Genomic DNA, 26,621 nt, shown 5'->3' with positions numbered 1-26,621 from the left:
GGTCCGGATAGATTGGGTTACAGCCGAGGCAGGCCGAGGCGACCAAGTCCAGCCGCCCCCATCGACGTCGTCGAGACCGACCGGCTCGCCTGGCGTGCAGTAAGCACGCAGCGCCGCCGATCCTGCGTCTGAATGACAACCTGACGAGTCCCGCTCCGCACGGGAAGGCTTGGGCGAGTCGCGTGAGGTTGTCCCCGCCGCAGTGCAGGTGACGCCGTTGCCCGGGAACTCAGAGACCCAAAGCGCGAGATCCCGGGCCAACGGCTCATGGCTGGATCGGCGGATGATAGGGAAGCGTCAACGACAGGAGGGTCAGAAGCCCGAGAATGACTGGTGCGAGGGCAAGCAGATAGAGGAAGGTGAAACCGACGATGTCGCGCGCTTTGAGTCCTAGCACTCCGAGCAGCGGGAGCATCCAGAAGGGATTGACGAGGTTGGGGAGGACCTCTGCGGCGTTGTAGATCTGCACAGTCCAGCCGAGGTTGACGTGTAGATCGTTCGCCGCCTGCATGACGTAAGGTGCTTCGATGATCCACTTGCCCCCGCCGGATGGGACGAGGAACCCCAGGACGACCGAGTAGATGCCGAGCAGTGCGGGGAATAGGACCGGTGAGCCGACGCTGGTGAAGGCGGATGCCAAATAGTGCGAGACCGTGTTGCCGTCGCTGTCTGCTGCTTTGGTCATGATCGCGGCGATGGCGGCGTAGAACGGAAACTGGATCAGTACACCGGCTGTGGCCGGCACGGCCTTGGCTACGGCAGCGACGAACAGCCGTGGGCGCCAGTGCAGGAGCATTCCGAGGGTGAGGAAGAGCAGGTTGTAGGTGTTGAGCCCGGAGATTGCGACGATCGGATCTTTCTCTGCGAACTCTTGGATCGCCCAACCCGCGGTCAGGGCGACGACGACCAGGGTCAGCAGCGGACTGTACTCGAGCCACTCGCCCGGGCGGCTGCGGGGCTGGTGGTCCTCGATCGGGTCGTGGGGATCGATTCCCAGGTCACTCGCGGTGCGGACGACTGATCCGCGGGGAGCAGAGCGATGCGCCACAATCATGCATACAGCGATGATGATCGCCGCGAGCAGCAGTGACTGCCAGGAAAAGATAGTCTCTCGGAAGGAGATGACACCTGTGATGGGGAGGAGAGTGGGTGGGATGCTGGCGGGGTTTGCCTGAAGCTGGGCGGCGGATGAACTCAGTCCGAGCGCCCAACTGCCGCCTAGTCCCAGATAGGCCGCCGCACCGGCGGCGCGGTAGTCCATTCTCAGGCCTGCGCGCTCGGCAAGTCGCCGGACCAGCAGAGCGCTGAAGATCAGGCTGAATCCCCAGTTGAAGAGCGCCGAGACCAGGCTGACGAAGGCCACCATGACGATGGCTCCACGCCCGGTCTTGGGGATCAGCGCGATACGGGTGGTGAATCGGGCCACCGGCCCGGAGGTCGCGACGACGTAGCCGCCGATGGCAACCATCGCCATTTGCATGGTGAAGGGGATGAGGTCCCAAAATCCGTTGCCGAAGGTCTTTGCGACGACGGCGGGGGTGGCTCCGATACCCATTGCGGCTATCGCAACGGCGGTCACCGTCAGCAGGGCGAACACAAGTGTGCTGGGGAACCAACGCTCCGAAAAATTCGACGAGCGAGTAGCGAAGCGCGCCAGAAGACCTAGCTGCGGTTCCTCTGTATTGGTTTGTGATGCACGTGGAATGGACTCGTCAGCCATGATTTTGCTCATGTGGGGCTCCGTTGACGGTGGGTCGAGTTCAGGAGACGGGATGCAGTGCCGCGTCGTAGACGAATGCGGCGGAGGTGAGGTCTGCCAGGCCGCTGCCGACAGCCTTGAACAACGTGATCTGGTTACTGTCCTGACGGCCGTGTACTTCTTCCCGGCACAGCTGCGGAAGGTTGCCAGCGATGGACCTGGCATCGAGAATCCCATCGGCAATCGGTTGGGTGAGGTCGCCGGATTCCTCGAGTGCGACAGGGGTGTCGACGTACACGTTGCTGCGGATGATGCACTGGTCGTCGGATTCGCGCATGGTGGGTCGGAAGCTACCGATGAGATCGAGGTGGGCCCCTGGCTGGAGCCACCGCCCTCGGATGATCGGTTCGGTGGCGAGGGTGGCGCAGGTGATGATATCGGCGTTCGCTACAGCGGATGCGAGGTCGTCGGCTGTGCGTGCCTGTATTCCCTTCTGGCGCAGGTTCTCGGCAAGCCGCTCGGCGTTCGCGGCGAACTGGTCGTAAATGAGCACTGTCTGGATGTCGAACACGCTCCGGTATGCCTCTGCCGCAAGGCTTCCAATGTGTCCGGCACCGACTATCAGGTGGGTGGTACTGCCCCGACGTGCGAGGTATGAGGCGGCCAAGGCTGATGTGGCAACCGTGCGGCGGCGTGTCAATTCGTTGCCGTCTATGACTGCCAGGTGCTCCCCTGTGGAGGCACTGGCGAGAATGAAGGCGGATGACAGGGCAGGGCGGCCAGACACTGAGTTGGCAGGGAAGACGTCCACCAGTTTCACACCGAGGTATCGATCGTCCCACGATGGCATGACCAGAAGTGTTGCGTCTGTGGTGTCGTCGAGGGTGTGATGGTGTCGATTCGGCGTGGAGGCGCCGCGGATGAATCCCTTGCGGAGTGCGGGTATGAGGTCGTCGAATGCCAGCAGGGTCGCGGTGTCTTCGGCGTTGATCGTCAACATGTTGCAGTCTCCTGATTGTCGTCAAGCATCGAGGGTGAGGTCGGATAAGGGCATTGCTTGGCAGGTGAGGCACTGGTCGGTGGCGAGGTCGTCGTTCGTCTTGACCAAATGGGCGACCTGGCCGGAGAGCACGCTGATCGCGCAACTCTCGCATTGGCCGAGGCGGCATCCGCTGGGGAGCGCGACGCCCTCTCGTTCGGCGAATTCAAGTAGCGTGCCGTCGGATCTACGCCAGGTCAGTTCTTTTCCGGATCGCGCAAATCGGATGGTGGCCTGGGCATCATCGGAAATGGTGACCTCGGCGGGTGCCGAGTGAAACTTTTCGGCGAAGATGTCGAATTTGGGAACTTTCCGTTCGACGAGACCGTCGATGAGATCTTGGAGCATCTCTTCGGGTCCGCAGAAATAGAATCGTGCTCTCCGACGGATCAGATCAGCGTCGATGTGCTCGGCACGAACTCGGCCTCGGACGTCATAGTGCGTGCCTTCGCTTTCGTCCGAGGCTGGCCGACTGTAATGGTTGATGACTCGCAGAGTTGGAAGTCGTTGCTGCAGTGCACGAATTCGATCCGCGAAGACGTGGCTATCTCGATTGCGGCTGCCATAGTGCAGCACCACTTCCGGTGAGTGGTCAAATGCGCAGCCGGCCAGGGTCTCGAGATAGCTGAGGAACGGGGTAATGCCGATCCCCGCTGCGATCAGCACCACTGGTTGCGCGATCGCGGTGGGGATGACGAACAGACCGGACGGAGCAGAGACGTTGACTGTGGTCCCGGTCTGAAGTTGCTCGTGGATAAACCCGGAAAACTGCCCACCGACGACATGCCTGATCGCGAGCGTGTACGCCTGACGGTCGGTGGCGGTGGCCGGCCCGGTCAGTGAGTAGCTTCGGGACACCGCGGCTTCACCGTCCATCAGCGGATGTGACACCGTGATGTGCTGTCCCGGTAAAAAGTCTGGGAGAGGCCGCCCGTCCGATGGTTGTAACGTCAGGGCGCGCACCTCGTTACTTTCGGTATGTGTTGCCGTGACGACGAAGGGCACGGTTCCCGTCCATGTCTCAGTGGGTTCCGGTCTGATGTCGCAGCAGGCCGAACGCATCGGTACCGAGCCACTGATCGGGTCGTTCTGCTCGTCGTCGATGAGAAGGTTGTAGTTACTGCCTCGCGTGGCGACCGGGTCGAAGCCTGGCAAGCCGAGATCCGTGCCCTCTTGCCACCACCCGTACTCGGCGACGACGACTCGTGGGTGCAGCGACGAGTCGAGGCGGGCGCGCATACGGACCTCTGAGTTACGGGTGGACAAGACCACCCACTGGCCCTCCTCGATTCCGCGTCCAGCTGCCAACTCCGCACTGATGTCGACAGTGGGGTCCGGCGATCGCTTGCGCAGTGAAGAGATTCCGCGGTGTTGACTGTGACAGAAGTAGCCGTTCTTGGCGCAGGTCATGATGAGTGGATATCGGGAATCTTGTTCTTGCACTGGATGTTCGGGCACTGGAGAGTATCCGTGTTCGGCCAGACGCTCCGAGTAGACCTCGGCGCGACGCGTGGGCGTGGCGAATCCTGTCACACCGCCGTCGGCGTCCGGGGACGCGTACTTGCGGTATCGAGTTTGCAATGGGAGATCGATCCCGCCAGGGTGGCGGCGGAGTTCTTCCACGGTGACACCGAGGGGGTCGAGCTGATAGTTCCAGGCCGAGACGATGTCGCCACCGAAGAACTGGTCACCCATGCCCAGCCGTTGAGCGAGGTCGAAGATCACTTCGGTATCGGATCGGGATTCGCCGAGAGGTTCGATCATCTGCGGACGCAGCTGAATGTGCTCCTGCGCGCGCTCACTGATTTCCCATCCGACCTTGACGGCTTCGTGCTCCCACGGGGTGTTCACCGGCAGAACGATGTCGGCATATTGAGCGGTGGGATTGAGGAAGAGGTCCACGTGAACGAAGAACTCCAGGTTCTGCAGTGCCGCTGCCGTCCGACGAGGATCGGGCTGCGTGACCACGAGGTTGGCGCCGAATCCCACCAACGCGCGCAGCGGGTACGGCTGACCGGTGAGGATGGCGTTACACAGCTCGCGTCCGGAGACCCATCCTTGTGCCGGGGGTCCGAGCGGGTGCTGATCGAGTCCGAGCGCCTTCGCGCGCTGACCGGGATCGCATTGATCGACCCCAGTTACGGCGTTGACCGGGTGCTTGGGCAAGATGACATTCCCGCCTGGCGCGTCGAAGCTTCCGGTGAGCGCATACAGGCTCGCGATCGCCCGTTCGGTTTGTGTTGCGTTGGTGTGCTGGCCTACACCGGACCAAGCGTGATAGGCGACCGACTGCGCTTGGGCGAGTGCGTCGACGAACGACAGGAGCGCCTTCTCGTCTACGCCGGTGGTGGCACAGGTGCGCCCGAGCGACCAGGACCGACATGCCGCGGCGTACCGCTCGAACGCCGGAACGCATTCGACGTCACCGGCCAACGTCGAGATCGGGCGTCTGCCGAAAAGAGCGAACCGGTCGGCGTGAGCAGCGGCGAAGCGGGTGTCATAGGGCACCGGCATTCCTGCCTGCTCGTCCCACACCACATAGCCGTCCAGGCCCGGTGCCAAATCGTCGGCGAGCAGGAACCGCCCCGTATCCGTGCGGACAAGCAGGGGTCCATTACTCCATGCGCGCAGAAACGCACCGTCGTGCCCACTGCGGTCGATCAGAAGGCCGGCGGTCCCCAGCGCCAGGGCCGCGTCCGTTCCAGGCAGGACCCGCAGCCAGTGATCAGCCTGCATCGCACTCGTCGAACGGCGAGGGTCAATCACCGCTACAGCCGTGCCCTTGCTTCGGGTGTCGGCGAGGGCAGCGGACTGCGCCAGCCATGACTTGGCTGGGTTGTGGCCCCACAGGATGGCAAGATCTGTTGCTGCCCAATCTGCAGTGGGCAGGCTGGTACCGAAAGTGAAGGTGTGGGCCCAATCTTTGTGCCAGTTGCAGATTTCCGTCGAGTAGCAGGTGTTGGGGCTGCCGAAGAGGCGGATGAAGCGCTCGACCCAGTCGATCGAATCGGACATCGGAGTTCCGCTGGGTGAGGTCACGGCGAAGGCCACGGACTCGGGTCCGTTCTCGTCGCGGAACTGCCCCAGTTTGGCCGCGATCTCACTCATCGCCTCGTCCCAACCGATCTCCTCCCACTGTGGATCGGGGTTGGACTTCGGAGTGGTGCGACGCATGGGCCGCGTCAATCTCTGCGGGTTGTGCACGATCTCTGGCGCTGCGCGCCCCTTGGGACACATCGCGGCGCCGGTCGGGTGAGCCGAGTCCGGTCGGACGCCGGTCATGGCGCCGTCGTCGATGTTGTAGACGGCCCCGCACCGGGAACGACACAACGTGCAGTAACCCCGTACCTCTGACACTGCTACTCCTCTATTCCAACCGGTAACCGGTTACCGCCTACCGGCCGCGTGGTAGGAATAGAGTGCTACTTCACACCAGTAAAGTCAAGGAAAACGTGAAGAGGAGGTGACGAATGGCTGACCCTGAGATCGGACCGCTGAGATCCACCACACTGCGCGACCGAGTACTCGAAATCGTTCGGCAGGCGCTGGTATCCGGCGAGATCCGACCGGGTGACATGTACTCAGCAGCAGCACTGGCCACACGCTTAGGCGTGTCGAGCAGCCCGGTACGCGAAGCTCTCCTCACCCTGGTCAACCAGGGACTGATGGAACCGGTGCGCAATCGCGGCTACCGCGTCGTTCCCATGAGCGACCAGGACCTCGACGAGGTGTACCAGATGCGGATGCTCCTGGAGGTCCCCGCAACACTTGAAGCAGCGGAGAACGCCACCGTCGACGACATCGCTCAGCTCGAGTCACTCGCTCACGACATCGAAGCTGCGGCACGCGATGGCGAAGTCGTTGCCTTCCTCGACGCGGACCGCCGCTTCCACCTAAGCCTCCTCACGCTCTGCGGGAACAAACGCCTCGTCGCCACCGTCGCGGCACTGCGCGACCAAACGCGCTTGTACGGACTGGATGATCTGGCAGAACGCGGAGTACTCGCCGACTCCGCCAGCGAGCACCACGAAATTGTTGCAGCTATCCGAGCCAAGAATACGAGTGCACTGGACACGCTGATTCGTGCGCACCTCCGCCACGTACGTTCGGATTGGGCAGGCGCCGGCGAGCGCCCGACGAAGGACACTTCAAGTCGACACTCCCCCGCCGTGTAAACCTCGGCCAAACGGGCGCCGCCCCTTGAGGTAGCCGACGGTCTCTGCCATGAACCACTCCACCTGCGCGGAGACGAGCAGCGCTCCGCCGACAGCACCCGACTCGACCATCACGTCGACGCCCTTGGCGATCAACGCGCGGAGGTCCAAGTTTCGTCGCGGCGCATACTCCGCATCGAACGTCGTTGAACGTCGTCGAACGTCCGGATCTGACTACCGACAAGCGGTGTTCCCGTCGCTACCCGATCGCCCGCGAAGTCCGTTCGGTAAGTCGTCGGACGACGCCTTGGCCTGGTCCGATCAAAGTGGCGAGTCGTTCCGCCGGGGTGTCCTATTCCAGGATTTTTCGGGGCCGATCGTTGAGTTCGGCGGCCACCTCGTCGAGGTGGGCACGGGTGTGGTCTGACAGATCCGTGGCCTTGGGAAAGTACTGCCGCAGCAGCCCATTAGTGTTCTCGTTGGTTCCTCGCTGCCAGGCGAGTGCGGCTCACAAAAGTACACGGGTATGCCGGTGGCGGCGGTGAATTCGTGGTGGCGGGCCAGCTCGGTGCCCTGATCCCAGGTCACCGAGCGGGCAAGCTGCCGCGGGAGCTCCCACATCATGGCGATGAGCGCGTCCCGGTGTGGCGGCCGCCGGCAAAGGATTCCCACGGCGCACCCTCCGTGTGGAGATCCGCAGTGACGCCGGGTCGGTGGCCTGGCGCACCGTCCTCGAGGCCCAGGACACCGGCGCCATCCCACTGCGAGCTGCGCTGTGATAAACACCGACGGCTGGACCGAACGATGGCCAGTCCTCCGGCCTGATGGCACAATCGGTCGGCGTTTCGCCACGCAGTGACTCCTTGATCCGTTGGGATGGGTACCAGATCAGACGGAGGAGATGAAGAATGGACGTACCGGCCCCCGGTGACGCGGCCACGCCTGTCACTAAGACCGGTGTATCCGGCCACGCGGGACCCGATGCGCAGATCCACCCCGTCTCAGCGCCCCTCGGTCACCAGCAGGACGGCGCCCTTCGCCCGTGCCCGCGCCACCACGGCCCGGGCCCTCGACGGCGGCACGGCCGCGCCCGAAAGCCGCGAGCAGACCAAGATACGCATTCCGATCACGGCCACGTGCGAACCGCTGGCGGTGACCGCGGCGAGGAGGCCGACCAGCACCGACGTCGCCCCGGTGACGCTCGCGACGGGGCCCCGGGCGAGTTCGCCACGTGGGGGAAGGTCCGCGATCGGAGTGGGCACGGGAAGGGTGCGCAGGGGCGTGGCCACATTCAGTGTCGGGTCGTCGGCGGTCCGCTGCATCACCGCGGGCATGGCCGGTGGGGTGCCCTCGGACCGGGCGGAAGTCGCCGCCATCTTCCGGTAGTCGCCGTGATATTCCCCTTCTTCTCCGAGTCCACAGCGCTTTCATCGCCTGGACTCGTTTACGCAGCACTGCCCACCGGTGTCGGGGGTCGGTGCCGTGGTGCCTCATTTCCTCGCGGTTCCAGCCGGCTCCCACGCCGAGCAGTGTGCGCCCGCCGGAAATGACGTCCAAGGAGGCGACGACCTTCGCGGTCGTTATGGGATCGCGCTCAGCGATGAGGCTTATCCCGGTGGCGAGTCGGAGCCTCGTGGTGACCATGGCTGCTGCGGTGAGGGCGATAAATGGGTCGTAGGTGTGGGCATATTTCGAGGGCATTTCGCCGCCGCCAGGGTACGGAGACAGTCGACTGACGGGAATGTGGGTGTGCTCGGGTAAGAACAGCGACTCGTACCCTCGCTCCTCCATTGCCATAGCCAGCTGAGCGGGACCAATCGAGTATTCCGTGAGAAACACACTGCCTGCGATGTGCATGGTAGAACCTTCCTTGACAGAACCCGGACAACGTGTCTGCGCTGGATACTCTTCGCGGGCCGCGAGACACACAGAGATCGCGGATCAGACATCAGTGGACTGACTGCGCTGATGCGCTGCGGGTGACACTGATACCGGTAGCGTTCGAATCGCTACTTCGTCGACGTCAACGGCCGCAACAGCTTCAACTGGCCGTGGTCGACCGACCGCATGCGGCAGCGACTCGGCCGGTTCGACGAGGCGGCGTACGACGTGTCGCGTGAGCCGGCATCGGCTACAGCGACTTCGCGATGATCCCCTTCATCACCTCGTTGGCGCCCGCGTAGATCTTCTGGACGCGGGCGTCCTCGTACATCCGGGCGATCAGATACTCGCGCATGTACCCGTAACCACCGTGCAACTGCACGCACCGGTCGATCACCGCGCACTGCTGCTCGGTGAGCCAGTACTTGACCATCGCCGCCTCGGACGGGTCCAGTTCCCCACGCAGGTGCGCCTCGATGCAATGGTCCAGGAACACCGCACACGTGCGGGCGATGGTCTGGCACTCGGCGAGCTCGAACGCCGTGTTCTGGAACTCGAACAGACTGTGCCCGAACGCCTGCCGCGACTTCGTGTACGCAACGGTGTCCTCCACCGCACGAGTCATCGCACCGGACGCCTGCGCGCCGATGATCAACCGCTCCTGCACCAGCTGCGCCATCAGCTGCCCGAAACCCTGCCCCTCCTCACCGAGCAGGTTCGACACCGGCACCCGCACATCGGTGAACGACAACTCCGACGTGTCGGCGCCGTGCTGACCGACCTTGTCCAGGACCCGCCCGACAGCGAACCCGGGGCAGTCCCGCAGATCGACGATCAGCAGCGCCACCCCCTTGGCGCCGGCCTTCGGGTCGGTCTTGACCGCCAGCACGATCATGTCGGCAGACGCGCCGTTGGTGATGAACGTCTTCGACCCGTTGACGACGTACTCGTCGCCGTCCCGGATCGCGGTGGTCTTGATCGCCTTGAGGTCCGATCCGGCGCCGGGCTCGGTCATGCCGATGGCGCCGAGGATCTCCCCGGTCGCCATCGCCGGCAGCCAGGTCTTCTTCTGCTCCTCGGTGCCGTACGCGAGGAGGTAGTGCGCCACGATCCCCGAATGCACCGAGATGCCGAGCGCGAGGTCGCCGGCATAGCCCTGGGCCTCGAACACGGCGAGGTCGTGGGCGAACGTGCCGCCACCGCCGCCGTACTCCTCCGGGATCGAGCAGCACAGCAACCCCAGCTCGCCTGCCGCGAGCCACACCGCACGGTCGATGCGGTGCTGGGCGTCCCACTTCTCGTTGTGCGCGACCACCTCGCGTTCGAAGAACCCGACCGCGAGCTCGGACAGCGCCTTGACCTCGTCGTCGTGCCACGACGGAATGTGTTTGTTCATGGTGTTTCTTTCTCGGAGGTGTCGTTGTGCGGGCTCCGCGGTCGGGAGCCACGCGGGGCGTGGTCGAGGCCGCTGTGTTCAACGGTTGGGGCGCGGTGAAGTGGCTGGAAGGATGTGTCCTTCCAGCCACCACGGTTTTCAGATTCGAACTCGTCAGACCTCCTCGACCTGGGCGACCGGTTGCGGAGAGACTTCCACCGCGGTGCTCGGCGCTTGTCTGCGCTTGGTGATCGCAAAAACGGCGAGGAGGACGGCGAGGACGATCAGCACGATCCAGGACATGGCGTTCGCCGGCGCTGGTGGTGGGTTGATCACCCCGTTGATGTACATCCATGCTGTCGCCACTGCGCCGAAGACGGACGCGCCGATCAGCAACGGCCGGTACTCATGCGCCCGCACGGTGAGGACGATGGCGCCGACGGTGATCAGGACGTATGGGAGCACCCACAGGTACACGACTAGAGGAGCGACGGTGTAGTACGCCGACACCACATCTCCCGCGGTAAAGACGAGGGCGGCGACGAGGACGAACCCGGCGACGGACATCACCGCGATGCTGACGAAGGGGCTGTGGTGGCGAGGATGGATCCTCCCCAGCGGAGCGGGCAGGAGACCGTCATCGGCGAGGGTCATGGCGAAACGCGCACCATAGTTGATGAAGCCGATCAGTGCGGCGAAGGTAGCGACCGCGAGGACCAGATCGCTGGCGGTGGCGACCCCGGAGCCGAGACCGGCATGCAGTGCCAGCGCCGCGGGAGCCGACATTCCGGCCTCCAGTTCGGCGGACGCCGCCTGCAGCCCCGGGACCTGGAGAATCGTGACCAGGGGAAAGAGGCCGCCGAGGAGAACCGGGACGGACATGACCGCGAGAGGCACGTTGCGGCGGGGGTTGCGGGTCTCCGCGGCGAGTGCGGTACAGGATTCGAAGCCGACCAGGAAGGCAGCTCCGACGGCCATGCCCTGGAGCGTTCCGCTGAGGCTGAACTCGCTGAGGCTGAACTGATCGGCGAGATCGAGTCCGGTCTTGGCGGCGCTGGCGATGGTGATGACCAGGACGAGGGGGAACGACAACACGGCCAGGGTCACCGCGATCCAGACCGAGGTGTCGAGACCGCGGTAGGCGATCGCGGCGGCGAGGGCGAGAGCGACGAGGAAGATTGCCAGTTGCGGCCCGAAGGACAGGGCGTTGTCGACCCCGTGTGAGAGCAGGAAGCTACCGGCGAAGATCCCGACGACGGCGGCGAGTGCTCCGATCGCGGCGATGAACCCGGCGAGTAGGGCGGCCGCGGTCAGGTATCGGGCCCAGGGGCCGAATACCTCTCCGATGTAGGAGTACAGCGATCCGGTGGCGACGTATCGCCGGGCGAAGGCGGTGACTGCTCGCCCGACGCAGATGACGGCGATCGTGGACAGTAGTGATGCCTGCCATGCATTGGTGCCGGCGGTGCTGAACACGAGCAGGGGCACCAAGGCGATGCCGACTGCGGGGAAGAAGGACGCCAGCGACAGTGAGACCAGGGAGGTCCTGCCCAACCGTCCCGTCTCGAGATGCGCCTGCGCGGTGAGGTCGGCGCCGGTTGTGGGCGTGGATGGGTTGGTCATTTCACGCCGCCTTCGTCGCCGTGCCGAGGCACGCCGTCCTCAGACAGTTCCGTCCATTTCTGTGGACGGTGGATTCTCGCTCGGTCATGTGAGCTCCTTCGGTGAGGGTGACTGACCGGGGTGTGATGACGCGCACTCCGATCGATGAGCGAGAACGCTACTGCTGTGATACCGCTAACACAAGAGGTTTTATGTTAAAAGGTGAGCGGTAGGTTTCCCACGCGCCCTCGCCCGCGCAGGGCACCGCCGTGCCACCTGCCCGCGAGACGGCGTGCCGGTCACCACTGCCGTCAGTTCAGGCGTGCCGGAACGAAGCTCACGGGAAGCTCGATCGGGCCGGTGTTTCCGGTCGGCGGCCGATTACTGGGCGGCGCGGAGAATCGCGGCTGGGCCAGGCGCTGCGAAAGGGCTTGCAGCGCTTCGCGGATGTCGAGGCGGGCGACAAAGTGCCCGAGGCAGTGATGCCGCCCTCCCCCGAAACCGAAGTGGGGGGCGCGCTTGGCCGTGATGTCGAAGCTTGCGTCTCCGACTGCGAGGGGGTCGGTGCCGGAGGAGTAGGACATGAGGTGGAGCACCGTTCCCTCCGGGATGTCGACGCCCTGGAAGGAGAAGTCCTCGATGGCCAGTCGGGTGGTCCAGTGGATCGTCGGGTTGAAGCGAATGACTTCCTCGACCGCCTGGGCGGCAAGTTCCGGCTGGTCGGCGAGCAGCGCCCATTGATCGGGATGCTCGACGAAGGCCTGCATCATCAGTCCGAGTTGACTGCGGGTGGTGTCCATGCCGCCGAAGATCAGGCTGGTGATCAGCTCCCGAAGTTCCTGATCGCTCAGCCGGTCCCCGTTCTCGTCCGTTGCGATAACCAGTTGCGAGACGAAGTCGTCGGTGGGCTGGCGGCGGCGCTGGGCGACGAGTTCGTCGGCGCGGGCATAGAGCGCGAGGATTGCGGCTTCGATCGTGGCTCGCTGCTCGGCGATCTCGGGGCCGAAGGCCAGCCCCATGTCGGACGAGAGCTGCGTGAGCTCGCGCCAGTCCCCTTCGGGTAGGGCGAGCAGCCGGCACAGGGCGCGAGACGAGTACGGTTCGGCGAAGTCCGTCATGAATTCGCATGCGCCGGAGTCGGCGAACTGGTCGATGACATCGTGGGCGAGTTCGCGGAAACTCTCGGTCATCGTCGCGATGACCGAGTGGGAGAACGCAGGGTTGACCAGCTTGCGGATGCGGGCATGATCCTCACCCTCCATGCCGACCAGGGAGCTCTTCCACCAGTCCGAGAGCACACCGTCGGTGATGCCGTTCTGTGCAGGCCACGACCAGCTTCCCTGCCGGAGGCGGCGATCCTTCAGCAGAGCGCCCACCTCACCGTGACGTAGGACAGCGATTCCGTAAGTGGTTCGGGCATACCAGTTTTGCTCCCTGGCCGCACGGATCTCCTCGCCCATCGCAGAGAAACCCGGGTCGGTGATCTTCAGCAGATTGCCGTCGGTGGCAGATTCGATACTCATGTTTGAACTCTAACATTAGATGTTAGAGTTGCAAGCACTCGACTTTGCCTTCTCTAGACCTATATGATGTGAAGATAATGGATACAAATGACTCGGCGTCCGATTCCCGGGCCCCCTCACCGGCGTCCCTGCTCGTTCGCAGTGTCATCCTGTCCCCGATCGGCGGTGAGGGGCTGGTCGCGCAGACCGTTCGTCGGCTCGGCGATGCCATCGGCTTGGGCATCTTCGATGTCGGATCGCGACTTCCCTCCGAGTCGGAACTGGCCGACCAGCTGGGGATTTCCGCGATGACGTTGCGCGAAGCGCTGGCGGTGATGCGCGAAGCCGGCTACGTCGAGACCCGACGCGGTCGCCAGGGCGGCACCTATGTCAAACAGCTGGCACTGACGGTTCCCGAGCGCGAGGCGCAGAAGCGGATCGCGACGATCACCGACGAGTACATCACCGACCTCACCGATTACCGAGTCGCCATCGGCGGGGAGAGTGCGGCCCTGGCCGCCGAACGGGCGACGGCCGAGGATCTTGCCGGGATGCGGGATCTGATCGAACGTATGGACGCCGCAGAGGTATTCGAGGAATTTCGCAAGTGTGACGCAACCTTTCACGTCACCATCGCGTCCTGCACGCGGTCGCAGCGGCTGGCGCGGGCGGAGACGGAGGTGCAGGCAGAGTTGACCCCATTGATGGGGGCGTTCCGGGTGGGCCCGCAGGCGCGGCATACCTCCAATGACCAGCACCGCAAGATCTTCGCGGCGATCGAGGCCGGAGACGGCGAGCGGGCGCGCCGCCTGATGGCCGAGCACATGACCAGCAGCGCGGAAGCAATTCTGGGATTTACCCGCGCCGCGGCAAGCGCCGGCGGTTAACCCGAACTCAGTCGGTCGGGCGCGCGGGGGTGTGCCTGCGCGCCACTGTGTTTCAGGGTCTCTCGCCCCCTTGTTCCGGTCCCCCGAAGCCCAGGCGCGCGTGAACAAACGAAACACGCACGCCTGGGCCCGGGATCGACGGAGTGCGCCACCCTTCTGATCGCCGGCGCACTACCTCCTCCACGCCTGTTCGGGATGGCCCGCGGGGATCCCGGGGTGCCGCTCGCTCGGCCTGCCTGACCCGATCGAGGGTCCGGGCGGAAGGGTGTGGCGGCCATCTAGAGCCGGTGCGTGTGCTCCGGCTCGCTCAGCGTCCACAGGTCGACCTCGCGGTTCGGGAGGGTGTCCACGCCCCAGCTGCGCTGATGCAGACCCTCGTCCCGGTCGGCCCAGAGCAGCAGGGTGCGTTGCCGGAGCGTGGCGTCTGCGGTCAATCCGAGGGCACCGTGCAGTTGGTGCGCCTGGGTGGCGACATCGGAGGCGACATCACAGGCGAGCGCTCGGGCTACGGTGGCAGCGAAGCGGATCCGATCGGGAGCTGCGGTGTGCAGTCGCCGCGCGAACTCGGCGATCGCCTCGTCGAGTTGCCGCTGCGCGATCGTCAGCCTTCCCAGCTCCTGAGCCACGGCGGGAAGCTTGATCAGTGGCCGGCCGAACTGGACCCGGCTGGAAACGTAGGCGCGCGCCTGCTCGATCGCGCCGCGGGCTGCGCCCGCGATTTCCTGGACGAGCAGGAACTGGGCCAGCACACCGTCGGGTCGATCCCCGAGGTCCTCCGGGGGCTCGGTTCGGTGCAGCGGGCGGGCAGCGACGTCGCGGTCCACCGAACCCTGCGCCGCCCGGTCCTCGGTGGTGCCGTCGGCGCCGACAAAGGCGGTCGCGATCGGATCCCAGACCCCGAACGAGTGCGCGCTGACAACGATCGGCCCGGTGGCGATCGGCTCGGAGGCGAGGGCGCGCGCAACCAGGGTCTGGCGGACGGGAAGGGCGGCGCCGGCGTGGGCGAGGGCGCGGGTGACGGCTGCGGCGGCGTCGATGAGATCGGCCGCCTCGGCCAGCGCCTCGAAGCTGGTGCAGTCGACGTCTTCGAGGATCGTGGTCCATCCCAGTTCCTCGGCGGTCTTCCACTGGGCGTGGAAGTGTTCGGCCTCCGAGACGGGGCCGCCTGCGACCGGAAGTGCCCAGGTGGTCACCACATCGGCGACGGTCGCCGCGAGTTGTGCGGCTTCGTCGGTGAGAATCGTCGTGCTCATTGCATTTCCTTCGTGACGATGGACAGCATGACGGGGGCGGCGCCGCCGCGCAGGCCCGACTTCGGGGAGGTGATCACAGCCGCGTCGAACATTGCGCGTACGCGCCCATCGCACCGGCTCAGCAGGGGGCGGACGAAGTCGAGCATGGCCAGCTCGAGCCGGTTTCCGAGGTACTTGCTGGTGGCAGCCTGCGCGACCGGGCTGCGCCCGGCGTCGAGGTCGGCCGCGATGTTCCGCGCAAGAGAACGCAGCACCGTCAGCTGTGCGGTCAGCCCGCGAAGTGCGGCGCGGTCGGTGTCGTCGAGCACCCCGGTGTCGAGGACCGCGCCCAGGAGCGGGTACATCGACAGGAACCGTTCGGGGCCACCGCGTTCGAAGGCGAGCTGCGAGATGACCTGTTGCCAGCCGTGTCCCTCGGTACCGATCAGCCAACGGTCGGGCACGTGGACCTCGTCGAAGACGACTTCGTTGAAGTGATGTCCGCCGTCCATGCCGATGATCGGTTGCACGTGTACCCCGGGCGCGGAGGTGTCGACCACGAACTCACTCAGGCCGGCGTGCCGGTCCTCGCTCTTGGAGGTGCGGGCCAGGACGTAGAGGTAGTCGGCGAAGTGGGCGCCGCTCGTCCAGACCTTGCGGCCGTTGATGACCCATCCCTCGTCGGTGCGGGTGGCCGTGGTGCGGACCGCGGCCAGGTCGGAGCCGGCGTCCGGTTCGCTCATCCCGAGTGCGAAGCTGATCTCGGCCCTGGCCAGGCGGGGACAGAATTCATCCTGGAGCGCCCGGCTGCCGTGACGGATCAGGGTGGGGCCGATCTGCCGTTCGCCCGCCCAGTGGTAGGAAACCGGCGCGCCGGCCCGGAGTAGTTCCTCGGTGACCGCGAGTCGGGTGAGGTTCGATTCCGCGGCCCCGCCGAGGTCCTTTGGCCAGGTCAGCGCGAGTAGTCCGCGCCGCCCGAGTTCCCGGCTGAACGCGGGGTCGGCCTCGCCGCCCCAGGCGTCGCATCGGGGTTCGTAGTCCCAATCGGCGCACAGTTCGCGCACCTTCGCGCGCAGCGATTGTTCTCGTGTAGTCATCGTGTCCTGGCTTGTCATCGTCCCTCGAAGGCGGGGGTTCGTCGGGTGGTGAAGGCGTCGAGCGCCTCGATCGAATCGGCAGTGGTCATCGCCACCGCCTGGTGTGAGGCGATGAGATCGAGTGCCGACCGCAGATCGCCGGTATCGGATTGGCGTACCGCGTTCTTGATCATCTGGACAGCCACGGGTGGCTGACGGGCGATCAGGGTGGCAAACTCCTCGAGTCGGGTGTCGAACTCGTCGGCGGCGCAGACTTCGTCGACGAGATTCCAGTCGAGGGCCTGTTCGGCGGTGACGAATTCGCCGGTCCACAGCAGGCGCAGTGCGCGGGGGCGGCCGATCAGCCGCGGGAGGTAGAAGCAGCCGCCGTCACCGGGTACCAGGCCGACGCGGATGTACCCCTCGGAAAACCGGGCCGCAGCTGAGGCGATCCGGTAGTCACACATCAGGGCCATATCCATCCCCGCGCCGACGGCGGGGCCGCTCACACCGGCAATCAGGGGTTTGGTCAGGTCGTCGACCGCGCGTGCCACCTGGTGGACAGTGTCGGTCATCAGTTTCCAGTTGGTCAGCGGTGTGCGATCGATCTCGCCGATGTCGGCGAGATCAGCTCCGGCGCAGAAGGCCTCACCAGTGCCGCGGACTACCACTACCCGCACCCGCTCGTCACGCTGGAACTCGCGCACCGCCCGCGCCCAGTCCTCCAGCATGTCGACGGTGAAGGAGTTTTTCTTCTCGGGCCGGTTGAGGGTGATGCGCCCGATGTGGTTGTCGATGGTGACGACGAGGTCACCTCCGGAGAAGGTCATGACAGTGCGTCTCCATTCAGAGTGATGCGATAGGTCGGGGGTCGAGTGACTGTGGTCATGCCCGGCTCCGCTGCCGATGGTCGAGGTCGTCGAGGATCGACTCGGTGTGCTGCCCCTGTGCCGGGCAGTGTCGGCGCAGTTGCGCCGGTGTCTCGGAATACCGGACCGGGTGCCCGATCAGCTGGTACGGGCCCTCGGTGGGGTGGTCCGTCGTGGTCAGCAGACCGCCGTCCTGCGCGTAGCGGCTGGTCGCGCTCTCGGCGAGGCTGTAGACCGGATGCGCCGGAATGCTCGCGTCGTCGCACAGGCGCTGCCACTCGGCGGTGCTGAACTGTGCTGTCAGGGAGCGCATTCTGGCGTACAGGACATCGGAGTTCGCGACGCGGCCGGCCATGGTGGTGAACCGGGGATCGGTTGCCGCGGCGGGGTCGCCGGCGAATTCGAAGAAGTCCCGCCAGTTCGCGTCGTTGTAGGGCAGGATGCACATCCACCCGTCGGCGGTTCGGCAGGCCTTGCGTTCGCGGCTGAGTACCCGCCGGTATCCGTAATCGCTTTCGTCGGCCGGATCGAGGGTTGCTCCGGCGAGGTGTTCGACGAGATTGAAGGCGATCATGGTGTCCGCCATCGGGATTTCGACGTGCTGTCCGCGCCCGGTGCGGTCTCGGTAGTGCAATGCGGCGAGCACCGATTGCACCATCATCAGACCGCACACCTTGTCGGCCACCACCGAGGGGATGTAGTTCGGCTGGCCGGAGACTTGCTCGTTGAGCCACACCAGGCCGGTGGCCGCCTGGATGATGTCGTCGTAGGCGGCGTTGTCTCGCATCGCCGAGTCGGACCGAAACCCTTGTGCGGTGGCGTACACCACACGGGGATTGACCGCGGCCACGTCATCCCAGCCGAGCGAGAGTCGCTCGAGGGCGCCGGGACGGACATTGGTGATGAAGACATCCGCGGTCTCGAGCAACGCGAGCAGCGAATCCCGATCGGAGGCATTCTTGAGATCGAGTGTGACACTTCGCTTGTTGCGGTTGAGATTGAGGGTCGGCCCGCCCATCCCCGCATGACGTTTCGGTTCGAACTGTCGGGTGGGATCGCCGCCGGGAGCCTCGACCTTGATCACATCCGCACCGAGGTCACCGAACTGCTGACCGGCGTAGGGGCCCATGATCACCGTGGCCAGTTCGATCACGCGGAGCCCTTCCAGGGGGCCGCCTGCCGCACCGGGATGGGGGGATACTTCCCGCCCACCAGGGGGGATGGATGTTCTCGAACCGATCGAAACGTGGCTGTCATGCTTCACACCACAATGAAAACCTCAAACCCTGTCGATATCCAATACTAATTGAGGCAGAATTCATATGATGGAAGATATGGATTTTTCGCGGCGGCTGCTGGAGCAGTTCGTCGTGGTCGCCGAAGAGCGTCACTTCACCCGCGCCGCCGAGCGCCTGTCCATGAGTCAGCCGCCCCTCACTCAGGCGATCAAACGCCTCGAGAAGACCATCGGGGTCCCGCTGCTGGAACGAAGCACCCGCCAGGTGCAACTCACCCCCGCCGGCAAAGCATTTGCTCTCGACGCACGACACCTCTTGGACGCACAGAGTTCCGCCGCCGAACGCGCCAGGCGGATCGCGCAAGGAGCGGAGGGAACCCTCCGCCTCGGATTCATCAGCGGCGCCTCTTACGTCTCAGTCCCCCGCCTCATCGGCATGGTCCGCGACAACCTGCCGGGACTGCACATCAACCTCTACCAACGCACCTCCGCCGAACTCGCCGACATGGTGCGCAGCCGTCGGCTGGACTTCGCCATGGTGCGCGCTCCACTGTCCGACCCCGAACACCTCGATATCCGGCTCCTGCACGACGAACCCCTGGTATGCGCTCTGCCCGCCGACCATCTTCTCGCGTCCCGGGAAGACATCGCCCTAGCCGACTTGCGGGATCAGGATTTCGCGCTGCCATCCGCAACCGCATTGCCCGGGCTCAGCCAGTTGATTTACGCGGGTTGCCGCGCCGGAGGTTTCGAACCCCGGGACGGCGGGCGAGCGGACAGCCTGATGGGAATGCTCGGTTTGGTCGCATCCGCCAAGTGCGTGTGTCTCGTCCCACGGGAGATCCGGGACGGGACCGTTCCGGGGATTACCTACCGGCCTCTCGCCGCCGAGGCCCCCCGCCTCCAGACACTGGTCATCGCCAATGCGGCGCGCGATGACGCGCTGGTCGACCGCGTGATGGCCCTCGTCGGGCACCCTGCCTAGTGCCCGGGAGGGAGCGCAGCCGCACCGCGCTCCTCGCGGCACTCGTCGTACGACCCCCGGTGGGGTATTCGGGCCCGACTCGTCCGGGCCCGAATAACGGCCGAACAGCGCGCCGTGTTGTCCGGGTGTCACCCTGCCAGGGGTTCGGCGGCGGGGACGGGTTCGGCGGCGGGGGCGTTGATCGCGTCATAGAACTGGAGTGCGCTCGCAACGGCGACGGGCCCACCCACGATGACGGTTCCGGCGACCGCTCCGATCGCCCCTGCCGCGGCTCCGGTGACCAGGCATCCACCGAGGAACCCGGGGACCGCGAGGGTCCCGATTGTCGGGACGGCGACCGCGGATCCGACGAGCGCTCCTCCGGCAATGCATCCGATCCCGGCACCGATCGCCGTGCCGATCAGACTGCCGATACCGATGCCGAGCGCAACTTCGGTACCGAAGTTGATGATGGCAGCGCTGAATTCCGGTGACCGCAGGTCCAATGCGGTCGGCTGTAGTGGGAGCGCTGCATCCTTCAGCGGCGTGGCGGTAGCGGGTTCAGTGCTGGGTGTGAGGGTGGCACTCCTGCCGTCGATCTGGGCGGCGATCGGCCATTCTTTCCCTTCCCGCGAGTAGGTCAGCGGGAACCCGGCCACCAGATTCCCGGCGGCATCGAGTACCTGGAACAGGTTGCCCTGGGTGGTCAGCGAGCCGCCGTCGGTGGTCAGGACGACGGACTTGTCGACGATACTCGCGGTGTAATGGATACCGGGAAGGATCTCCGTTTCCAGGGCCGAACCATGGTGCGGGTCGGCCTGTTCCGGGGCGGCACTGGCGGTGCTGGTGGTGGCGACCACTGCCGTAATGGCAAAGGCGGTCACCGCAATCAGGCGTGTCATCATCATTTGGGGTCTCCATGGTGAAGGGGTGGGAGCGGGCGTTCGAGTGTGAGTTGCGGGGGTGGTGCCGCCGGCGAACGTGGGGGCAGCGGCGGTGCGTACAGCAACGGCGCCCTGAGAGGTCCCCGGGCGCCGCTGTGTTTACCTTCTGATCAGTTGTCGAAGACTCCGAGCTGACGCAGCAGCGTCCCCGAGTCCCAGTACGAGCGCTCTTCGAGCAACTGTCCGTCGAAGTTGCATTTGAGCAAGTTGACGCCGCGTACCTCGATGCGGTTGCCGGTCGGTGCGATACCGTCGAGGTTCCCGGTATGGACTCCGGTCACGGTCCATTCGACGGTGGCCGTCTCACCATCGTCGGCGACGACGGAACTGTGGAACTCCATCGAGGAAAAGGCGTTCGTGAAGGCGCTCATCGCTTCGGCGATCGCCGCTCGGCCGGTGGCCGGGCCAGGTGAGGTCATGTCGTGCAGGACACCGTCTTCCGCGAAATGCGCGGCGATAGCCTCATGGGGCCGCTCGGCCGCCCATGCCTTATCCATGTCCTTGACGAAATTGTGCAAGCCGGGGCGCACGGGGATTCCCTTCTGTGCCCCCGGGTGGGCCGTGTTCACGCACGGCCAACCCGGGAAAATAGTGGTCGAGTGTGGGGTATGGGGGTGATCGGTGGCCGGCCCGTTCGGGGCCAATGCCCACGCCTGGATTGACGGCCGCGGCGATCCTTACGTGCCGTCGCTGCTGCGGCCGGGTTGGCACCCGGCGATCGACGAGCCCGCCGTCCGGACTTCCGGCGCACTGGCTGCCGATTCGCCGGAAAAGCCGGGTCGGGCTCTCAGGACTGCGGGGCGGCCTTCTGATCGCGGACCACGTTCCGGGCGGCGAGGGCGCCGCTTTCGAGAGCACCCTCGATCCACCCGACGAACGAGGGTGCGATGTCGCTGCCGGCGAAGTAGACGTGGCCGTGCGGCTTCTGGATGTCCGGGACTGCCGATGACAGCTGTCCGGGACGCATCATCATCCAGGTGCCCTGCGAGAATTCGTCGTCTGCCCAGTCGTGCCCGTCGGTGTCCACGACCTCGAGGTCGGGCACGTACGCGCGCAATGCGTCCTGGACCGCGTCCTTGTCGTCGGGGTCGATCGCAGTGGCGTCGGGACAGAAGCACACGATCAAGGTGTCACCGTCGAGGCGGTATTCGGTCATGGCGATGGTGATGGGGTTGGCCCCGAGCGGGGCGTAGGCGGTGAACGCTTCGATCTCGCCCTTGGCCCGGACCCACATCTTGCGGTTGCGCATCGGATGCCCCTCGTCGGCGAGGCGCTGGCTGCCCTCGCTCAACGCGGGCGAGAAGTCGATCGTGTTGAGGGCATTGACCGGGACGGTCACGATGACGGACTTGGCGCGGAACGTCTCCCCCGCCGGGGTAGTGACGAGCACTCCGTCGCCGTCGTTCGCGATGGCCGACACCGGAGTCGACAGCCGGATATCGGCGGAGGATTCGGCGGCAATCGCTTCGATCAGGCTCTTGGTTCCGGTCGCGATGCGCCAGTAGGCACCCGATTCCCACAGAACGCGCCAGTCACCGAAATACAGTGCGGCCCAACGGAGAATCTGCGATACCGCCTGCTGGTCGGGTGCGGCCACCGTGTAGGAGAGGATGCCGTCGAGCATGTCGCGTTCGGCTGGGTCGAGATCGAGTCGCTTCATCCGGTCGGTGAAGGTCTCCAGATCGATCTCCCCGATGTCCGTGGTGTGGACGTCGTGGGGATACGGGAAATGCTCGCGGGCGTCCTCGACGAACCGCTCCATGCCCGGGCCGGCGAGGGCGTCGAATTCCGCCTCGGTGCCCGAGTGCAGGGCGCCGTCGGCCAGCCAGTGAACGCGGTCGATCGGCACGGGGGTCGACAGTTCGAGACCGTGCCGCTGCATCTCCCGCCACAGGTTCGGCTGGGTCCAGTGCACGTAGGCGCCGCCGAGTTCCACCGCCCGCCCGATCTTGTCATCGGTGTAGGTACGGCCACCGATGCGATCGCGTCCCTCGAGAACGACGACCGACTTCCCCTCCGCGGTCAGGTCTCGGGCGGCGGTGATGCCGGCGAATCCGGCCCCCACGACAACTACGTCAAATACTTCGTTCATCGACACTCTCTCCTTCATCAACTATGAGCGCGATCACAACCTAACACCACATAACTTCATATACTAGAGGTTGTAGTGTTAATTTTTTTAAGGTCTCGCTTCCCGCGTTCCGTTGGGCGTCTGAGCTAGCGCGCCGGGGCTCCGCGGTATCGCGCACCTGTCCCTGGTCGAGCCAGCGTGCTGGCGTAGTCGTCGACGAAGTCTGGTGCCGAGGGACGCGTCCCTCGGCGTCATGCGCTACACCCGCCGTTTCTGTGATGATGATGCCGAAATGGCCGCCGAACGCGCCGTTCCCCGCGGCCACCGTCTAACAGGGGTGGTCGGCGCGGGGAGAGGTCGTTCGGCGGCCCGTTGGCCAGCCTTCGGATGTGGAAGAAGTGCGGATCCGTCAGACGGTGACGAGGTGAGCCGACTCGAGTCCGTGCGCGTGCGCGACGGGGGCGTAGGTCACCTGCCCGGCGTGGGTGTTCAGGCCCCGCGCCAGCGACTGATCGTCGTTCAGCGCCTGCTCCCAACCCTTGTTCGCCAGGGCGAGGGCATAGGGCAGTGTGACGTTGGTCAGGGCATAGGTGGAGGTATGGGGCACGGCGCCGGGCATGTTCGCCACGCAGTAGAAGATCGAGTTGTGCACTTCGTAGGTGGGCTGGGCGTGCGTGGTGGGGCGTGAGTCCTCGAAGCACCCACCCTGATCGATGGAGATGTCGACCAGCACCGATCCGGGTTTCATCCGGCTGACCAGCTCGTTGGAGATCAATGTCGGGGCCTTGGCGCCGGGCACCAGCACCGCACCGATCACCAGGTCGGCGCCCAGGACCGCGTCTTCGATCGCGTAGGCGTTGGAGGTGACGGTGCGCAGGCGCCCTTGGTAGATGCGGTCCGCGGCGCGCAGGGTGTCGACGTTCCGGTCCAGCAGCGAAACCTCCGCTTGCAGGCCCAGTGCGATCGTTGCGGCGTTCATGCCCGAGACACCGGCACCGATCACGACGACCTTGGCCGCCGGGACACCGGGCACCCCGCCGAGAAGCACGCCGCGCCCGCCGCCGGCCCGCATCAGGTGGTAGGCGCCGGCTTGCGGCGCCAGCCGGCCGGCGACCTCGCTCATCGGTGCCAGGAGTGGGAGGGCTCCGCTCGGGGTCTGCACCGTTTCGTAGGCGATGCCGGTCACCTGACGTTTCTGCAGCTCTTCGGTCAGTGGCTTGTCGGCGGCCAGATGGAGGTAGGTGAACAGGACCTGCCCCTCACGCATCCGGTGATACTCGGGTGCGATGGGTTCTTTGACCTTCAGGATCAGGTCACCGCTGGCCCACACATCGTCGGCCGAGGAGAGGATCTTTGCGCCGGCGGCGAGGTAGTCCTCGTCCGGGATCGACGATCCGACCCCGGCCGACTCCTCCACGAACACCTCGTGCCCGTGCGCGACGAGTTCGTGTACACCGGCCGGGGTGATGGCGACGCGGTACTCGTGGTTCTTGATTTCCTTGGGAATGCTGACCTTCACAGGACCCTCACTTCGATCTTTTCATGGTTGTCGAGACGGGTGGTGATTCAACGGCGCGTAGACAAGTCGGCGCGGTACGGCCGGACGTTGCCTCAGGGGGCGAGACCGCGGCTCGCCGCTCCCGGGGAGTCGGCGGCGGCGGGTGTCCGGTCCGGGAAGCGGCCTGGGCGCTTAGGTGGGCGTGCCCGGGTGTTCGGACGCGGCGGCCACCGAAACCTGCGCTACGGTGGGGTTTCTCCGGCCTTGCCCGCAGGGTGTGGGACGCGTGGCGGCGGGCGAGGGCTCAGCCCACGGCCTCGAGAAGGGCTTTGTGCCGCAGCCGTTGCGCCGGCGTGCCGCCGGCGATGACGACGCCGGTCATCGTGGACTCTCTGAAGTAGCCGACCACGACGCCGTCCGATGCCCATCCAGGGGTGAATCCACCCTCCAGGACCTCGATACGGTCTGCGTGCTCGGTGCGCCCGAATCCCTGGATTCTGACGTCGAATTGGTCGCTCCAAAAAGCCGGCAGCGGCGCAAACGGCGCCAGATCCCCGTAACCGCTTTCGGCGGGGCTCAGCCCGCGGATCAAGGTCATCGCGGCACGCTGCGCGGTGTCGGCGGGAACGCACCAGTGTTCGACGCGGCGCGGGGTGCTGTCGAATCTCGGGTTCGGGAATCGAGCCACGTCTCCGACCGCCACCACCTCGTCGCGCCCTTCGACGCGCATCAGGTTGTCGCAGAGGACACCATCGGACAAGTCCAGGCCGTTCCCGTCCAGCCATTCGACGTTGGGCCGTGACCCGACCGCCTCGACCAGCACGTCGGCCGCGAGCTCGGTCCCGTCGTCGAGGACGACCGTACCCAGCGTCTCGGGATCCGATGATCGTCCGACGAGGGCCGAGACCGACCTGCCCAGTGCGAACGCCACGCCCTGCTCCTCGTGGAAGATCTGCAGGGTGCGGGCGAGTTCGGAGCCGAGCGGACGCAGCATCGGTGCGGCGAACGGCTCGACGACCGTGACCCGGCATCCGGCGCGGCGGGCACTGGCGGCGACCTCGCAGCCGATGAAGCCGCCGCCGACAACCACCACGCAGGCTCCCGCGGTCAGCTGCGCACGCAGTGCGATCGCATCGTCGAGGGTGCGTAGTACGTGCCGCTGCGAGCCGAACCCGTCGATCGGCAATCGGCGGGGCCGCAGACCTGTGGAGACGACCAGACCGTCATAGGCGAGCGTGCGTCCGTCGGCGGTATGCACGACGTGGTCCGCCAGCACGGCCCCGGTTACCTCGGTGCCCGTCATCCAGGACACGTCCTCGACGTGCGCGCGGCGGCGCAGGGCCACGCCCGGATAGTTGATCAGTTCGGTGGCGCCGAGTGCACTGGCGTCGGAGGCGACCAAGACGTTCTTCGACAGCGGTGGACGATTGTAGGGCAGATGAGCCTCGGCGCCGACCACCGTCAGCTCACCCGACCAGCCGTGCACGCGCAGTTGCTCAGCGGCGCGCAGCCCGCCGAGGGAGCCGCCGACGATGACAATCCGTGGTGTCATCGGTTAGTCGTCCACACGGATCGCCTGGACGGGGCACACGTCCGCGGCTTCTTCGACGGATGCGCGAAGGGATTCGTCGGGCGCCGGCTCCCAGACCAGCCTCCCGTCGTCATCGAACTGAAATACCTTCGGCGCGCTGAAGATGCACTGTCCGTGGTCGGCGCACACCGCGGTGTCTACGGTGACTTTCATGATGGGGCCTCTTCTCCCTGAGTGGTCGGTCGCTGTACCGCGCTGGGTACGGTCGTTGTCTTCTGCCGTGGGTTCCCGGACGGATCAGGAGCCGGTGCGCTGGTGGCGTTCCCGGCCCTCGACGTGGTCGAGGAACGCCCGGAACAGGGGGGTCATCGGGTCCTGTTCGGGATGCCACAAGACACCGAGCGCGAACCCATGCTCGGCGGACTCGATGGCCTCGATCACCCCGTCCGGCACCGAGTACGCACTGACCATCAACCCGGTGCCGAGCCGGCCGACGCCCTGGTGGTGTGCGGAGTACACGGTCGCGGTGTCGGACTGGTAGGCGCGCGCGGCGACCGTGTCCGGGACGAGGGTGACCTCGTGCTTGCCGAACACACCGTCGTGGGCGGCGTGGTCGTCGTGGGCCAGTGAGTCGGGCACGTGCTGGTCGAGTGTTCCGCCGAAGGCGAGGTTGAGCATCTGCATTCCGCGGCAGATGCCGAGGATCGGGACGTCGAGTTCGAGGGCGCGGCGGGCCACCGCGAGCTCGGCGAGATCGCGCGCGGTGTCGGGTTCGGCCGTGGCGGCGTGGGCGGCGTGGCCGTACGTCGCCGGGCCGATGTCGCGTCCCCCGGCCAGGATGACCGCGTCGACGAGATCGAGTACCTGGTCCGGGTTTTCGGTGATGTCGTCATCGGCCGGGAACAGCAGCGCGGTCCCCCCGGCGCGCCGGACGGCCTCGATGTAGGTGGTCGGCAACGTCGCGGTGGGGATGTTCTTCCACATCCCGAAGTCCCCGTGTTCGACGCCGACGACGATGCCGACCTTCACGCGCCCGGAATTGGAGGAGTCCATGGTGGTC

Annotated in this window: 21 protein-coding genes and 2 pseudogenes; 3 read left to right on the top strand and 20 right to left on the bottom strand. The window is 65.7% G+C overall.

Features of this window, described 5'->3' with window-relative positions; translation table 11 throughout:
- Positions 1-265: 265 nt before the first annotated feature.
- The 3 genes from CJ177_RS31935 to CJ177_RS31925 all read right to left on the bottom strand — a co-directional run bounded on the left by CJ177_RS31935 (position 266) and on the right by CJ177_RS31925 (position 6,095).
- Positions 266-1,657 (bottom strand): short-chain fatty acid transporter, encoded by a 1,392-nt coding sequence (locus CJ177_RS31935; protein WP_373560065.1) that lies wholly within the window; start codon positions 1,655-1,657, stop codon positions 266-268.
- 103 nt (positions 1,658-1,760) lie between these two features.
- Positions 1,761-2,699: an ornithine cyclodeaminase family protein gene (locus CJ177_RS31930; protein ID WP_095869440.1), complete on the bottom strand. Its 939-nt coding sequence runs from the start codon at positions 2,697-2,699 to the stop codon at positions 1,761-1,763.
- Between the two features lie 21 nt (positions 2,700-2,720).
- A complete protein-coding gene (locus CJ177_RS31925) occupies positions 2,721-6,095 on the bottom strand; it encodes a molybdopterin-dependent oxidoreductase (protein ID WP_095869439.1) in 3,375 nt (1,124 codons plus the stop codon).
- A gap of 113 nt (positions 6,096-6,208) precedes the next feature.
- Between CJ177_RS31925 and CJ177_RS31920 the strand changes: the two genes are divergently transcribed.
- Positions 6,209-6,913, top strand: coding sequence for a GntR family transcriptional regulator (locus CJ177_RS31920; protein ID WP_095869438.1), 705 nt, complete (start codon positions 6,209-6,211; stop codon positions 6,911-6,913).
- Between the two features lie 331 nt (positions 6,914-7,244).
- On the opposite strand, the pseudogene CJ177_RS48555 reads toward CJ177_RS31920, so the two are convergent.
- The 6 genes and pseudogenes from CJ177_RS48555 to CJ177_RS31890 form a co-directional block, all read right to left on the bottom strand.
- A pseudogene (locus tag CJ177_RS48555) lies at positions 7,245-7,534 on the bottom strand (IS30 family transposase); the annotation flags it as partial.
- Positions 7,535-7,893: 359 nt separating this feature from the next.
- Positions 7,894-8,268 (bottom strand): hypothetical protein, encoded by a 375-nt coding sequence (locus CJ177_RS31910; RefSeq protein ID WP_373560068.1) that lies wholly within the window; start codon positions 8,266-8,268, stop codon positions 7,894-7,896.
- A gap of 88 nt (positions 8,269-8,356) precedes the next feature.
- Positions 8,357-8,683, bottom strand: a pseudogene (locus CJ177_RS31905) (LLM class flavin-dependent oxidoreductase); the annotation flags it as partial.
- A 340-nt stretch (positions 8,684-9,023) separates the two neighbouring features.
- Positions 9,024-10,169, bottom strand: coding sequence for an acyl-CoA dehydrogenase family protein (locus tag CJ177_RS31900; protein ID WP_095869437.1), 1,146 nt, complete (start codon positions 10,167-10,169; stop codon positions 9,024-9,026).
- 153 nt (positions 10,170-10,322) lie between these two features.
- Positions 10,323-11,771 (bottom strand): APC family permease, encoded by a 1,449-nt coding sequence (locus CJ177_RS31895; protein ID WP_095869436.1) that lies wholly within the window; start codon positions 11,769-11,771, stop codon positions 10,323-10,325.
- Between the two features lie 290 nt (positions 11,772-12,061).
- On the bottom strand, positions 12,062-13,273 hold the full coding sequence (locus CJ177_RS31890) for a cytochrome P450 (protein WP_095869435.1): 1,212 nt from the start codon (positions 13,271-13,273) through the stop codon (positions 12,062-12,064).
- A gap of 77 nt (positions 13,274-13,350) precedes the next feature.
- Here CJ177_RS31890 and CJ177_RS31885 point away from each other — a divergent pair, with 77 nt between their 5' ends.
- Complete coding sequence (locus CJ177_RS31885; RefSeq protein ID WP_095869434.1) at positions 13,351-14,139, top strand: FadR/GntR family transcriptional regulator; 789 nt, start codon at positions 13,351-13,353, stop codon at positions 14,137-14,139.
- 278 nt (positions 14,140-14,417) lie between these two features.
- Here CJ177_RS31885 and CJ177_RS31880 read toward each other — a convergent pair whose 3' ends face one another.
- The 4 genes from CJ177_RS31880 to CJ177_RS31865 are packed head-to-tail and all read right to left on the bottom strand — an operon-like array spanning position 14,418 to position 18,580.
- Positions 14,418-15,392, bottom strand: a complete 975-nt coding sequence (locus CJ177_RS31880) for an acyl-CoA dehydrogenase family protein (RefSeq protein ID WP_095869433.1) — start codon at positions 15,390-15,392, stop codon at positions 14,418-14,420.
- Positions 15,389-16,468 carry an acyl-CoA dehydrogenase family protein gene (locus tag CJ177_RS31875; protein ID WP_095869532.1) on the bottom strand — a complete coding sequence of 360 codons (1,080 nt, stop codon included), beginning with the start codon at positions 16,466-16,468 and terminating at the stop codon, positions 15,389-15,391. Before CJ177_RS31875 ends, CJ177_RS31880 begins: the two co-directional genes overlap by 4 nt.
- A gap of 14 nt (positions 16,469-16,482) precedes the next feature.
- Positions 16,483-17,277 carry an enoyl-CoA hydratase/isomerase family protein gene (locus CJ177_RS31870; RefSeq protein ID WP_095869432.1) on the bottom strand — a complete coding sequence of 265 codons (795 nt, stop codon included), beginning with the start codon at positions 17,275-17,277 and terminating at the stop codon, positions 16,483-16,485.
- Positions 17,278-17,332: 55 nt separating this feature from the next.
- Positions 17,333-18,580, bottom strand: a complete 1,248-nt coding sequence (locus tag CJ177_RS31865) for a CaiB/BaiF CoA-transferase family protein (RefSeq protein ID WP_257014763.1) — start codon at positions 18,578-18,580, stop codon at positions 17,333-17,335.
- Positions 18,581-18,650: 70 nt separating this feature from the next.
- Between CJ177_RS31865 and CJ177_RS31860 the strand changes: the two genes are divergently transcribed.
- Complete coding sequence (locus CJ177_RS31860) at positions 18,651-19,538, top strand: LysR substrate-binding domain-containing protein (RefSeq protein WP_179443324.1); 888 nt, start codon at positions 18,651-18,653, stop codon at positions 19,536-19,538.
- Positions 19,539-19,666: 128 nt separating this feature from the next.
- Here the strand turns inward: CJ177_RS31860 and CJ177_RS31855 are convergent, their stop codons facing one another.
- From CJ177_RS31855 to CJ177_RS31825, 7 genes are all read right to left on the bottom strand, one after another.
- Positions 19,667-20,425: a hypothetical protein gene (locus CJ177_RS31855; RefSeq protein WP_095869430.1), complete on the bottom strand. Its 759-nt coding sequence runs from the start codon at positions 20,423-20,425 to the stop codon at positions 19,667-19,669.
- A gap of 146 nt (positions 20,426-20,571) precedes the next feature.
- Entirely contained in the window at positions 20,572-20,991 is a 420-nt protein-coding gene (locus CJ177_RS31850) for an ester cyclase (RefSeq protein ID WP_218835141.1), read from the bottom strand.
- A gap of 257 nt (positions 20,992-21,248) precedes the next feature.
- On the bottom strand, positions 21,249-22,553 hold the full coding sequence (locus tag CJ177_RS31845; RefSeq protein ID WP_095869428.1) for an NAD(P)/FAD-dependent oxidoreductase: 1,305 nt from the start codon (positions 22,551-22,553) through the stop codon (positions 21,249-21,251).
- A gap of 388 nt (positions 22,554-22,941) precedes the next feature.
- On the bottom strand, positions 22,942-24,051 hold the full coding sequence (gene ald, locus CJ177_RS31840) for an alanine dehydrogenase (RefSeq protein ID WP_095869427.1): 1,110 nt from the start codon (positions 24,049-24,051) through the stop codon (positions 22,942-22,944).
- 283 nt (positions 24,052-24,334) lie between these two features.
- Entirely contained in the window at positions 24,335-25,582 is a 1,248-nt protein-coding gene (locus CJ177_RS31835; RefSeq protein ID WP_095869426.1) for an NAD(P)/FAD-dependent oxidoreductase, read from the bottom strand.
- A gap of 3 nt (positions 25,583-25,585) precedes the next feature.
- Positions 25,586-25,774, bottom strand: coding sequence for a ferredoxin (locus tag CJ177_RS31830; RefSeq protein WP_061698772.1), 189 nt, complete (start codon positions 25,772-25,774; stop codon positions 25,586-25,588).
- Between the two features lie 84 nt (positions 25,775-25,858).
- Positions 25,859-26,614: a gamma-glutamyl-gamma-aminobutyrate hydrolase family protein gene (locus CJ177_RS31825; protein ID WP_143548728.1), complete on the bottom strand. Its 756-nt coding sequence runs from the start codon at positions 26,612-26,614 to the stop codon at positions 25,859-25,861.
- Between the last annotated feature and the right edge of the window lie 7 nt (positions 26,615-26,621).

Source organism: Rhodococcus sp. ACPA1 (genome assembly GCF_002300195.1).
GTDB classification, from domain to species: Bacteria; Actinomycetota; Actinomycetes; order Mycobacteriales; family Mycobacteriaceae; genus Rhodococcus_F; species Rhodococcus_F opacus.
The sequence above is the reverse complement of the archived record's forward strand: the minus strand, read 5'-3'. Positions and strand labels throughout refer to the sequence as shown.

Excerpts from the sequence above, each read along its gene's own strand:
- CJ177_RS31930 (WP_095869440.1), bottom strand. The coding sequence starts at position 2,699 with ATGTTGACGATCAACGCCGAAGACACCGCGACCCTGCTGGCATTCGAC.
- CJ177_RS31920 (WP_095869438.1), top strand. The coding sequence starts at position 6,209 with ATGGCTGACCCTGAGATCGGACCGCTGAGATCCACCACACTGCGCGAC.
- CJ177_RS31910 (WP_373560068.1), bottom strand. The coding sequence starts at position 8,268 with ATGGCGGCGACTTCCGCCCGGTCCGAGGGCACCCCACCGGCCATGCCC.
- CJ177_RS31900 (WP_095869437.1), bottom strand. The coding sequence starts at position 10,169 with ATGAACAAACACATTCCGTCGTGGCACGACGACGAGGTCAAGGCGCTG.
- CJ177_RS31895 (WP_095869436.1), bottom strand. The coding sequence starts at position 11,771 with ATGACCAACCCATCCACGCCCACAACCGGCGCCGACCTCACCGCGCAG.
- CJ177_RS31890 (WP_095869435.1), bottom strand. The coding sequence starts at position 13,273 with ATGAGTATCGAATCTGCCACCGACGGCAATCTGCTGAAGATCACCGAC.
- CJ177_RS31885 (WP_095869434.1), top strand. The coding sequence starts at position 13,351 with ATGGATACAAATGACTCGGCGTCCGATTCCCGGGCCCCCTCACCGGCG.
- CJ177_RS31880 (WP_095869433.1), bottom strand. The coding sequence starts at position 15,392 with ATGAGCACGACGATTCTCACCGACGAAGCCGCACAACTCGCGGCGACC.
- CJ177_RS31875 (WP_095869532.1), bottom strand. The coding sequence starts at position 16,468 with ATGACTACACGAGAACAATCGCTGCGCGCGAAGGTGCGCGAACTGTGC.
- CJ177_RS31870 (WP_095869432.1), bottom strand. The coding sequence starts at position 17,277 with ATGACCTTCTCCGGAGGTGACCTCGTCGTCACCATCGACAACCACATC.
- CJ177_RS31860 (WP_179443324.1), top strand. The coding sequence starts at position 18,651 with ATGGATTTTTCGCGGCGGCTGCTGGAGCAGTTCGTCGTGGTCGCCGAA.
- CJ177_RS31855 (WP_095869430.1), bottom strand. The coding sequence starts at position 20,425 with ATGATGATGACACGCCTGATTGCGGTGACCGCCTTTGCCATTACGGCA.
- CJ177_RS31845 (WP_095869428.1), bottom strand. The coding sequence starts at position 22,553 with ATGAACGAAGTATTTGACGTAGTTGTCGTGGGGGCCGGATTCGCCGGC.
- CJ177_RS31835 (WP_095869426.1), bottom strand. The coding sequence starts at position 25,582 with ATGACACCACGGATTGTCATCGTCGGCGGCTCCCTCGGCGGGCTGCGC.
- CJ177_RS31830 (WP_061698772.1), bottom strand. The coding sequence starts at position 25,774 with ATGAAAGTCACCGTAGACACCGCGGTGTGCGCCGACCACGGACAGTGC.
- CJ177_RS31825 (WP_143548728.1), bottom strand. The coding sequence starts at position 26,614 with ATGGACTCCTCCAATTCCGGGCGCGTGAAGGTCGGCATCGTCGTCGGC.